The organism is Streptomyces sp. NPDC034084, assembly GCF_055575535.1.
Genome location: NZ_JBVISK010000007.1, coordinates 326577 through 336432 on the forward strand (window position 1 = coordinate 326577; position 9856 = coordinate 336432).

The 9856-nt window shown below is 71.6% G+C and carries 11 protein-coding genes; 9 read left to right on the forward strand and 2 right to left on the reverse strand.

All coding sequences use genetic code 11. The features are described from left to right. Positions 1–23 precede the first annotated feature (23 nt). Positions 24–1175, reverse strand: coding sequence for an acyl-CoA dehydrogenase family protein (locus ACZ51I_RS26345; protein WP_468880346.1), 1152 nt, complete (start codon positions 1173–1175; stop codon positions 24–26). A 61-nt stretch (positions 1176–1236) separates the two neighbouring features. Between ACZ51I_RS26345 and ACZ51I_RS26350 the strand changes: the two genes are divergently transcribed. The 4 genes from ACZ51I_RS26350 (at position 1237) to ACZ51I_RS26365 (ending at position 4598) form a co-directional block, all read left to right on the forward strand. Then, positions 1237–1932, forward strand: coding sequence for a TetR/AcrR family transcriptional regulator (locus ACZ51I_RS26350; RefSeq protein WP_468880349.1), 696 nt, complete (start codon positions 1237–1239; stop codon positions 1930–1932). Positions 1933–1950: 18 nt separating this feature from the next. Continuing rightward, complete coding sequence (locus tag ACZ51I_RS26355; RefSeq protein WP_468880352.1) at positions 1951–2646, forward strand: ArsR/SmtB family transcription factor; 696 nt, start codon at positions 1951–1953, stop codon at positions 2644–2646. A gap of 100 nt (positions 2647–2746) precedes the next feature. Further along, positions 2747–3661, forward strand: a complete 915-nt coding sequence (locus ACZ51I_RS26360; protein WP_468880355.1) for a DMT family transporter — start codon at positions 2747–2749, stop codon at positions 3659–3661. A gap of 214 nt (positions 3662–3875) precedes the next feature. Further along, complete coding sequence (locus ACZ51I_RS26365) at positions 3876–4598, forward strand: TetR family transcriptional regulator (protein WP_468880357.1); 723 nt, start codon at positions 3876–3878, stop codon at positions 4596–4598. Here the strand turns inward: ACZ51I_RS26365 and ACZ51I_RS26370 are convergent. Next, positions 4548–5216 carry a TetR/AcrR family transcriptional regulator gene (locus ACZ51I_RS26370; RefSeq protein WP_468880360.1) on the reverse strand — a complete coding sequence of 223 codons (669 nt, stop codon included), beginning with the start codon at positions 5214–5216 and terminating at the stop codon, positions 4548–4550. The genes ACZ51I_RS26365 and ACZ51I_RS26370 overlap by 51 nt on opposite strands. Positions 5217–5338: 122 nt before the next feature. On the opposite strand from ACZ51I_RS26370, the gene ACZ51I_RS26375 reads away from it, so the two are divergent. The 5 genes from ACZ51I_RS26375 to ACZ51I_RS26395 all read left to right on the forward strand — a co-directional run bounded on the left by ACZ51I_RS26375 (position 5339) and on the right by ACZ51I_RS26395 (position 9837). Then, positions 5339–6277, forward strand: a complete 939-nt coding sequence (locus tag ACZ51I_RS26375; protein WP_468880363.1) for a DMT family transporter — start codon at positions 5339–5341, stop codon at positions 6275–6277. Positions 6278–6350: 73 nt separating this feature from the next. Further along, positions 6351–7151 carry an MBL fold metallo-hydrolase gene (locus tag ACZ51I_RS26380; RefSeq protein ID WP_468880365.1) on the forward strand — a complete coding sequence of 267 codons (801 nt, stop codon included), beginning with the start codon at positions 6351–6353 and terminating at the stop codon, positions 7149–7151. A 37-nt stretch (positions 7152–7188) separates the two neighbouring features. Next, positions 7189–7890: a DsbA family oxidoreductase gene (locus tag ACZ51I_RS26385; protein WP_468880368.1), complete on the forward strand. Its 702-nt coding sequence runs from the start codon at positions 7189–7191 to the stop codon at positions 7888–7890. A gap of 218 nt (positions 7891–8108) precedes the next feature. Next, entirely contained in the window at positions 8109–9287 is a 1179-nt protein-coding gene (locus tag ACZ51I_RS26390; protein WP_468880370.1) for an aminotransferase class I/II-fold pyridoxal phosphate-dependent enzyme, read from the forward strand. Continuing rightward, on the forward strand, positions 9277–9837 hold the full coding sequence (locus tag ACZ51I_RS26395; protein WP_468880373.1) for a DUF6190 family protein: 561 nt from the start codon (positions 9277–9279) through the stop codon (positions 9835–9837). The genes ACZ51I_RS26390 and ACZ51I_RS26395 overlap by 11 nt, the downstream gene beginning before the upstream one ends. Positions 9838–9856 lie beyond the last annotated feature (19 nt).

Below are 9856 nucleotides of genomic sequence, written 5' to 3' on the forward strand. Positions count from 1 at the left end.
CGTCCGCGTACTCAGCGAGGTACTCAGAAGGCCGAGACCCCCGTCAGCGCCCGGCCGATGATGAGCTTCTGGATCTGGCTGGTGCCCTCGTACAGGGTCATGACGCGGGCGTCGCGCACCAGCTTCCCGACCGGGTACTCGTCGATGTAGCCGTAGCCGCCGAAGACCTGCAGGGCGTTGTTCGCGGCGCGGACGGCGGCCTCGGAGGCGTACAGCTTGGCCTTGGAGGCGGCGGTGGCGAAGTCCTGGCCCCGGTCGATCAGGTCGGCGACGCGCCAGGTGAGCAGCCGGGCGGCGTCCACGTCGACGGCGATGTCACTGAGGAGCTCCTGGACCAGCTGGTAGGAGGCGATGGGCTTTCCGAACTGCTCGCGCTCCCCCGCGTACCGCACGGCGGCGTCGAGGGCGGCCTGCGCGATGCCGACGCAGCCGGCGGCGACCGACATGCGCCCCTTGGCGAGGGCGGACATGGCGACGGCGAAGCCCTTGCCCTCGGGGCCGAGCATCGCGCCGGCCGGGACGCGGACGTCCTCCAGGACGAGTTCGGCGGTGGCCTGCCCGCGCAGGCCGAGCTTGCCGTGCACGGGTCGGCGGGCGAGGCCGGGGGTGTCGGTGGGGACGAGGAAGGCGGAGACGCCCTTGTGGCCGGGGGTGTCGTCGGTGCGGGCGAAGAGCAGCACGACATCGGCCCAGGTGCCGTTGGTGATGAACATCTTGCTGCCGTTGACGACGTACGCGTCGCCGTCCCGCACGGCGCGGGTGGCCAGGTTCCCGGCGTCGGAGCCGGTGCCCGGCTCGGTGAGGCCGAAGCAGCCGAGGGCCTCGCCCGCGGCGAGCCGGGGCAGCCACTCCCGCTTCTGCTCCTCGGTGCCCCAGGAGGCGATCGTCTTGGCGACCAGGCCGAGGGAGACGGAGACGATGCCGCGTACGGAGGAGTCGCCGCGCCCCAGCTCCTCGGTGACGAGGCAGTACGCGAGGTGGTCGCCGCCCGAACCGCCGTACTCCTCCGGGATCGTGAGCCCGAGGAAGCCGACGGCGCCGAGCTTCTTCACGATGCCCCGGTCCACCTCCTCGGCGCGGTCCCACGCGACCGCGTGCGGGGTGACCTCCCGGGCGACGAAGTCCTCGGCGAGCCGCCGTACGGCCTCCTGCTCCTCGCTCAGTTCCAGATTCATGCGGTGCCACCCCACTCGACGCTTTAATTACCACTGCTAGTTTTTCTCTCGCGGGCCTACTATGTGCGCCATGGCCCGACCGCGCAAGCCCCTGCTCAGCCGAGAACGCATCGTCGAGACGGCGGGCGCGCTCGTGGACGCGGAGGGCCTCGCCGCGCTCTCCACCCGGCGGCTCGCCGCCGAACTCGGGGTGAGCGGGCCGTCGCTCTACAACCACTTCCGCACCAAGGACGAGATCCTCGACGCGATCGCGGACGCGGTGAGCGCGAAGATCGATCTGTCGATGTTCGCGGAGGACGACGGCCGGGACTGGCGCACGGCCCTGCACGACTGGGCGGTCTCCTATCGCGCCGCCCTCGCCGACCACCCGCACATCGTCCCCGTCCTCGCGCAGGGGCCCGGCCGCCGCCCGGCGGGCCTGAAGGTCGCCGACGCCGTCTTCGGCGCGATGGTCCGCGCGGGCTGGCCCCCGGCCCAGGCCACCTCCATCGGCGCGCTGATGCGGTACTTCATCACCGGCTCCGCCCTCGGCTCCTTCGCCCGTGGCTTCGTCGACGACGAGACGGCCTACGACCCGGCTGACTACCCCCACCTCGGCCAGGCGCACCTCCTCGCGGAGCACCGCCAGAAGGTCGACGAGGGCGCCTTCGAGACGGGCCTGCGGGCCCTGCTCGACGGGCTGCGGCTCCAGTACGAGACCCTCCCTGGCCGCCGGGCCGGGGTCCCGCACGAGACTTCGGCCACCGCCGAAGCGTGAGTGCGGCAGGCTTGCCTCATGGCAGCCAGTGACCTCGCCGCGCTCGCGGCGCTCTTCGCGGACGAGAGCCGCGCCGCGTTCGTGCTCGCCCTGCTCGACGGCCGGGCCTGGACCGCCGGGGAGCTCGCCCGGCACGCCGGGGTGGCGCCGTCCACCGCCAGCGAGCACCTCGGGAAGCTGGTCGCGGGCGGGGTGCTCGCGGAGGAACGGCAGGGCAGGCACCGGTACGTCCGCCTCGCCGACCCCGGGATCGCGCACCTCGTCGAGGACCTGGCCGCCCGGTCCGAGCCCGTGGTGCCCGCGGCGCCGCGCTCGCTGCGGGCGGCGAGCGCGGGGCGGGCGATGGCCCGCGGCCGTACCTGTTACGACCATTTCGCGGGCCGGCTCGGGATCGCGATCGCCGACGCCATGACGGATCGCGGGCTGCTGCGCCAGGACACCGGGTTCGCGCTCACGGACCGGGGCCTCGCCTGGTTCGACGAGCAGGGCATTCCGCTCGTACGGAAGGGGCGGCGGCCCGTCGCGCGCGGCTGCCTCGACTGGACCGAGCGCCGCCCGCACCTCGCGGGCCTCGCGGGCGCCGCCCTGTGCCGGCACGCGCTCGACACCGGATGGTGCGTACGGATCGGGTCCGAGCGAGCGGTGAAGGTGACCCCGGAGGGCGAGACGGCCCTGCGGGCGGGGCTGGGCATCGAGGCGGCGGCACTGCGCTGAGCGGGCCGGGGGGGGCGGGCCGAGGCAGGTCGGGCAAGGCCGGGCCGGCCCGGGTGATAGTGCGGTGGGCGCCGAACGGTCCACGGCCTACGGTCGGGGCATGCAGAAGCAAACCTCCCGGCTCGCGCTCGCCGCCGCCGGTGTCACCGTCGTCCTCTGGGCCTCCGCCTTCGTCTCCATCCGCAGTGCCGGGGCGGCCTACTCCCCCGGCGCGCTCGCGCTCGGCCGGCTGCTCGCCGGGGCGCTGGTCCTCGGCGTCGTGCTCCTGGTCCGGCGGGAGGGGCTGCCGCCGCGGGCGGCCTGGCCGGGGATCGTGATCTCGGGGCTGCTCTGGTTCGGGGTGTACATGGTGGTCCTGAACTGGGGCGAGCAGGAGGTCGACGCGGGCACGGCGGCGATGGTGGTGAACATCGGACCGATCCTGATCGCGCTGCTCGGGGCGCGGTTCCTCAAGGAGTCGCTGCCGCCCCGGCTGCTGGCGGGCATGGCCGTCTCCTTCGCGGGCGCGGTGACGGTCGGCCTGTCGATGTCCGGCGGCGCCTCCGGCGGGCACGCCTCCGTGCTCGGCGTGGCCCTCTGTCTGCTCGCGGCGGTGGCGTACGCGGGCGGGGTGGTGGCCCAGAAGCCGGCGCTGGCGCACGGCAGCGCGCTCCAGGTGACGACCTTCGGGTGTCTCGTGGGGGCGGCGGCCTGTCTGCCGTTCGCCGGGCAGCTGGTGGAGGAGGCGGGCCGGGCGCCGCTGCCGGCGACTCTGAACATGGTCTACCTGGGGGTGTTCCCGACCGCGCTCGCCTTCACGACCTGGGCCTACGCCCTCGCCCGTACGACCGCGGGCCGGATGGGCGCGACGACGTACGCCGTGCCCGCCCTCGTCGTGGGCCTCGCCTGGGTGTTCCTCGGTGAGCTGCCGGGCCCGCTCACGCTCGCCGGCGGTGCGCTGTGCCTCGTGGGCGTGGCCGTATCCCGCTCCCGGGCGCGGGCTTCGGCGGCCGCCGGAACGGCTGAATCCACCTGACAGGTCATACGCCCGGTTTCGGTCAGTTCGAGGGAGGTCCGAGCGGGGCGGGTGGCCGCGACCTGGGGGGCAGGGGCATGTCAAGCACCCACTTCCGGCCGCACGGGCGAGAGGAGGCGTTTCGCCGCTCCTCGGCCGGATAGTTTCGAGGCGCTCACAGGCGTAGGCCGGAACATGACGCTCCGGCACCTTCTCGCAAGCCGACGGGGGACTCATGGCGATTCAGCAGCGGGCGGAACGGACGAGACAGGAGATCCTGTCGTCGGCCGCGCGGGTGTTCGACCGCGTGGGCTACGAGAGGGCGTCCCTGGCGAGGATCGCCGCCGAGGCACGGGTGACCACGGGCGCGCTGGTCTTCCACTTCGCGACCAAGTCGGACCTGGCGACCGCGGTGCGCGGGCGGGCCCGCGCGGTCACCCGGATCACGGTCGAGTCGGCCTGCCTGTCCACGGAGGGCGTCGGCGGCACCGCGATCGACAAGCTGATGATCACCACCCACGCGCTGATCCGGCTCTTCGAGACCGACCCTGTGGCGCGGGCCGGTGAGCGGCTCGCCCGCGAGCTGCAGGCGACCGGCCCGAAGGCAGGGCAGGACTGTCCCTGGCGGCGCGAGGTGGGCCGTCTCGCGCGGTACGCGGTGGCGGAGAAGGCCCTGCGGCCGGGGGTGGACGCGACGACGGTGGCGGCGCTGATCGGCTACGTGATCACCGGGGTCGAGTTGGAGATGCGGCAGCCGGGCGCGCCGGCCGACGAGCCCTGGCCCATGGAGAGCGGCGCCCTGCACGATCCGGCCGAGGAACGGCTCCGCCGCATCTGGGAGGTGATCCTGCCGGGGCTGGTCCACCCGGCGGCCCCGGCCCCTTCGCGGGAGCCCTCGGAGGGGCGGTCAGCGCCCGGCACCCGACTCCAGCAGCCGGCGGGCGAAGGACGTCAGTGAACGCCCGACGCGCTCGGTCGACAGGCCGAGCTCGTGCCGCTGGAACTGGAAGAGCTCGGGCGACAGCGGACTGAGCGCGATGTCGATCAGCGGATCCGGGTCCTCGACCCCGTGGTCGACCAGCAGTGTCCGGACGTGGACGCGCCAGAAGCCGTACGCGCCGGTCCGGAAGCGCGCGGGGCCGGTCTCGGCCCCCAGCGCCAGCGGCAGATGCCGTTCGAGCAGATCGAGCATCGCCAGGTAGAACGCCGCGAGCCGCTCCCCGGCCGGTGCGCCGGGTCCGAGCGGCGGCGGTCCGTAGATGAGCTGCCCCTGCAGCCGGCGCTCGTGCTCGTCGAGCAGCGCCACGGCGACCGAGGACGGGTCGGGGAAGCTCCGGTACAGCGTGGCGCGGCCCACACCCGCCGCTTTGGCGATCCGGTCCATGGTGACCGACCGCGGGTCCTGCTCGGCGAAGAGCTGCTCGGCCGCGGCCAGGATCTGGGCACGGTTGCGCTCCGCGTCCGCGCGTCTGCGCGGGGCGACCGGCTGTTCGTCGACCGCCTGAAGATCGCCGAGGAGCCCGCCGACCCGGTGCACGGAGGCGGCTCCACGACCTCGCTGCTCGTCGTCGCTCATGGACCAGACCTTACTTCCCCCGGGGCTAAGTGGACACCTTGTCCGTTTGCCATGTTGCATGGCATGCTAAACGGACTCAGTGTCCACTTATCCGCTCGCCATCCCGCCCCAGGGAGATCCAGATGCACACCGCGCTCCTCGCCGCGGCCCTGCTGGTCGGCTGCCTCCTGGCCGTCCAGGCCTCGGTGAACCTCCAGCTCAACTCGGCCGTCGGCACCCCGTACGGCGCCTCCACCATCCAGCTCGGCGTGGCCACCACGCTGCTCGTCGTGCTCGCGGTGGCCGCCGGTGCGCTCGGCGCGCTCGGCAAGCTGCCCGACGTGGAGTGGTGGCAGCTGCTCGGCGGACTCGCCAGCCCCCTCTACATCACCAGCGGCATCCTGTTGTTCCCGCGGCTCGGCGCCCTCGCCGCCGTCGGACTCTTCGTCACCGGCCAGATGTTCGCCTCGCTCGCCCTCGATCTCTTCGGCCTCCTCGGCCTGGAGCAGAAGGACCTGAGCGTCGGCATCGTCCTCGGCGCCCTCGCCGTCCTCGCAGGCATCGTCGTGATCATCCGGGGCATGAAGGCCGCGGCCCCTCCCGGCGCCCCCAAGATGTCGAGCGCCGGCCGCGTCGGCTGGCTCGTCCTCGGCATCGTGGCGGGCGGTGTGCTGCCCGTGCAGGGCGCGGTCAACGCCCAGCTGCGCGCCCAGCTGAAGGAGCCCATCACCGTCGCCGTGATCAGCTTCGCCGTGGCGACCTTCACCATCGCCGTCGTCCTGCTCGTGCTCTACGCGACCCGGAAGACCCCGAAGCCCAAGATCGCCCCGCTGAAGAAGATGCCCTGGTGGGGCTGGCTCGGTGGCGCCTGCGCCGCCGCGTACGTCACCGGCACCTTCCTGCTCATCCCCACCATCGGCGCGGCCGTGACCATCGCCCTCACCGTGACGGGACAGCAGCTGACCTCGGCGCTGATCGACCACAAGGGCCTGTTCAAGCTCCCCCAGCGGTCCCTGACCAAGCCGCGCGCCCTGGGCCTCGCCCTGCTGATCGCCGGCTCCCTGACCATCCAGCTCGTCTGACCGAGGCCGGCGCCTCCCCCGGGCCCCCCGCCCGGGGGGCCCGGCCCGCTTGGTGCGTCACGAAAGGTGCGTCATGCAAACGTCCTACAGCGCCGGGCCGGACATCCACGTCCTCCCCTCGGCCCTGCCCATCCCCGGCCTCGGCGACCAGCCGGTGAACGCCTTCCTCGTACGGTCCGGACAGCCGCTCCTCGTGGACACCGGCATGCCCGTCGACCGGGAGGGCTTCCTGGACTCCCTCTGGTCCCTGATCGACCCGGCCGACCTGCGCTGGGTCGTCGTCACCCACGACGACCGCGACCACACCGGCGCCCTCGCCCGGATTCTGGAGGCCGCGCCGCAGGCGAAGGTGCTCGCCAACGCGATATCACTGACGCGAATATCGGAAGAGTTCAGCATTCCGCAGGAACGGGTCGTCACCGCGAACCCGGGAAGCCGCGTGAAAGTCGGCGACCGTGAGCTGAGTTTTCACCGGCCGCCCACTTTCGATTCACCCGGCACCCTCGCCGTGTTCGACCACTCCGATGGCACGCTCTACAGCTCCGACAGCTTCGGCACCGTCGTCGAAGAAATTCGCCAGGACTTCACCGACCTTTCCGAGGAAGAATTCTTCCACGGCTTCGAGGTCCTGAACCGTGCGATAGCCCCGTGGACCGCGCTCGTCGACGAGGCCAAGTTCCTCCGGCCCGTGCACGAACTGGCCGCGCTGCGTCCCGCGCGGCTGCTCAGCGCCCACGGACCGACCGTCGAGGAGGCGGCCGTACCCCGGCTCTTCGCCGCGATGGCCCGCATCCCGTCCCTGCCCGCCTGGCTGCCGGACGCCGACCTCGACCTCGAGGCGGCGCTGGACGCCCACGAGTCCGCCGCCGGCTGAGCACCGCTCCGCCCGCGCACCCGAACAGAGGAGAACCATGTCCGACCCGACCACCGCCGATCTGACCCCGCCGCGCGGAGTCGTCACCGTCTTCTCCGACATCTGGTGTTCCTTCGCGCACATCGCCATCCACCGCCTCCACGCCACCCGGGCCCGCCTCGGCCTGGAGGAGCAGGTCTCCTTCGACCTGCGCGCCTTCCCGCTGGAGCTGCTGAACGACGCCCCGAGCCCGCGCCCCGGCACGGACAGCGAGGTCGCCCGGATGGCCAGCCTGGAACCGGCCGCCGGCTGGCAGCTGTGGCAGGCGAAGGACTGGCTGTACCCCTCGACGACGCTGCCCGCCCTGGAGGCGGTGCTCGCCGCCAAGGAGCAGAGCCTGAACGCCTCGGAGCAGCTCGACCTCGGCCTGCGCAAGGCCTTCTGGGCCGAGTCCCGCTGCATCAGCCACCGCAAGGTGATCCTGGACGTGGCCGCGGACACCGGCGCCGTCGACGTCGACGCGCTCACCGAGGCGCTGGACGACGGACGGGCCCGCCGGGCGCTCGCCGACCAGGCCGCGCTGTCCAAGAGCGACCGGATCAACTGCAGCCCGCACCTGTTCCTGCCCGACGGATCCGACCACGCCAACCCCGGCATCGAGGTGGGCTGGGAGGGCGCGTACGGCATCGGCTGGCCGGTGATCGCCTCGGACGACCCGAAGGTGTTCGAGGACATCCTGCTGCGGGCGGCCACCGAATAGTTCAAAAAGAAGCCAAAAGCGGCCGAATAACGAGAGCGACGGTCAGGCATTCCTTTCGAGGAATGCCTGGCCGTCGTTCCCTTTTTTCTCCCGCAGAACATCGCGATGATTATTAATTGCGTGACCCGGCCGTTATTCGCAAGGGCGCTCGAAGCTCCTACAGTCGTTCACGCCGCCGGAATTCCGGACGAGTTTCGTATCGACAGCGGGAGATCTTCATGTCGTTGACCGACAAGGCAGACGTCAGCACCTTCGTCGACCTCACCCAGCACGAGATCGAGGCCCTGAAGACCCGGTTCAACCTGGCCGACGCGCACACCCACCAGCGGCAGTCCGCCTCGCAGGAGCGGATCGTCTCGCGGCTCCCCGAGCTGTGGCACGAGTCCGAGTCGAAGCAGCAGGCCCACTTCGAGCGGCAGTTCGTCGACGCCTTCTTCCGCCTGCACCAGCAGCCCACCGCCCGGGCGATGGACCGCACGCTCCTCTCGTACTCCGCCAGCGTCTCCACCATGGTCGCCGGCATGTTCCTCAAGCAGCGCGGCATGTCGGTGCAGCTGGTGGAGCCCTGCTTCGACAACCTGGTCGACCTGCTGCGCAACATGCAGGTGCCGCTCGGGCCGGTCGACGAGTCGGTGCTGCACGACAAGGACGCCATCTACGAGCGCCTGGTCGAGGCGATCGACGCCGACGCCATCTACCTGGTCGACCCCAACAACCCCACCGGGTTCACCCTGCTCGCCGAGAAGCTGGAGGGCTTCCGCGAGGTCGTCCGCTACTGCGTGGACCACGGCAAGGTCCTGGTGATGGACTTCTGCTTCGCCTCCTTCGCGCTCTGCGACGAGGGCATCGGCCGGGTCGACATCTACAAGCTCCTGGAGGAGTCCGGCGTCACCTACATGGTCATGGAGGACACCGGCAAGACCTGGCCGATCCAGGACGCCAAGTGCGCCATGATCACCGCCAGCCGGGACATCCAGGAGGAGGTCTACAACCTCCACACCAGCGTCCTCCTGAACGTCTCGCCGTTCGTCCTCAACATGGTCACGCAGTACATCGAGGACTCCATCGCCGACGGCTTCGCCTCCGTCCGCGACATCATCAAGACCAACGGCGACGCCGCCCGCGCCGCCCTCGACGGCACCATCCTGGAGTTCCAGGAGCCGGTCGTCGGCACCAGCGTCGCCTGGTTCCGCATCAAGCCGGAGCACCTGACCGCCACCCAGCTCCAGGCCGTCCTCTTCGACGAGGAGGTGTACGTCCTGCCGGGCACCTTCTTCTACTGGAACAGCAAGGAGAAGGGCGAGCGCTTCGTCCGCCTGGCCCTGGCCCGCGAGCCCGAGGTGTTCGCCGGCGCGATGGAGCGGATGCGGAAGGTGCTCGAGCGCTATGCCGTCTGACGCCACCCCCGAAACGACCGGGCGCGCGCCCGAGGCGACTGATCACACCCCCACGGTGTTCATCGACGCCACGCTCTTCATGGGCATGCACAGCGAGGACGACTCCGTCCGGGTCGCCGCCAAGTCCTTCTTCGCGGGCCGTCTCGCCGCGGGGGACGCCGGCCGGGTCGTCATGAACTGGGAGCAGGTCGGCCGCTGCGACGACCTCGTGTGGGGCTACGAGCGGGGAGTCCAGGACGACTACTACCCGTTCATGGACGTCCTCCACACCGACCTCGCCATCGACCGGGTCCCGTACGACGAGGACGACCTCCGACGGGCCTTCACCACCCCCGCGTTCGACGGACTGCCCACGCACGAGCGCCTGCTCCTCGCCCAGGTCATCGGCCGGGGGGGCGTGCTGCACACCGCGAGCCCCCGGCTGCTCAAGGCGGCCGACGGCCTGCCCGTCGTGCCGCTCGGCACCGGCGCCGAGCCCTCGTTCCCCGCGTACCTGGAGGACCTCTACCAGCGCTCGCTGGTACTGAAGGTCGACTCCGACACCCTCTGAAGACATTCCGAAGGGCACC

Coding starts and splice junctions, on each gene's coding strand:
- ACZ51I_RS26370 (WP_468880360.1), bottom strand. CDS start 5,216: ATGAGCGACGACGAGCAGCGAGGTCGTGGAGCCGCCTCCGTGCACCGG.
- ACZ51I_RS26365 (WP_468880357.1), top strand. CDS start 3,876: ATGGCGATTCAGCAGCGGGCGGAACGGACGAGACAGGAGATCCTGTCG.
- ACZ51I_RS26375 (WP_468880363.1), top strand. CDS start 5,339: ATGCACACCGCGCTCCTCGCCGCGGCCCTGCTGGTCGGCTGCCTCCTG.
- ACZ51I_RS26380 (WP_468880365.1), top strand. CDS start 6,351: ATGCAAACGTCCTACAGCGCCGGGCCGGACATCCACGTCCTCCCCTCG.
- ACZ51I_RS26360 (WP_468880355.1), top strand. CDS start 2,747: ATGCAGAAGCAAACCTCCCGGCTCGCGCTCGCCGCCGCCGGTGTCACC.
- ACZ51I_RS26385 (WP_468880368.1), top strand. CDS start 7,189: ATGTCCGACCCGACCACCGCCGATCTGACCCCGCCGCGCGGAGTCGTC.
- ACZ51I_RS26350 (WP_468880349.1), top strand. CDS start 1,237: ATGTGCGCCATGGCCCGACCGCGCAAGCCCCTGCTCAGCCGAGAACGC.
- ACZ51I_RS26345 (WP_468880346.1), bottom strand. CDS start 1,175: ATGAATCTGGAACTGAGCGAGGAGCAGGAGGCCGTACGGCGGCTCGCC.
- ACZ51I_RS26390 (WP_468880370.1), top strand. CDS start 8,109: ATGTCGTTGACCGACAAGGCAGACGTCAGCACCTTCGTCGACCTCACC.
- ACZ51I_RS26395 (WP_468880373.1), top strand. CDS start 9,277: ATGCCGTCTGACGCCACCCCCGAAACGACCGGGCGCGCGCCCGAGGCG.
- ACZ51I_RS26355 (WP_468880352.1), top strand. CDS start 1,951: ATGGCAGCCAGTGACCTCGCCGCGCTCGCGGCGCTCTTCGCGGACGAG.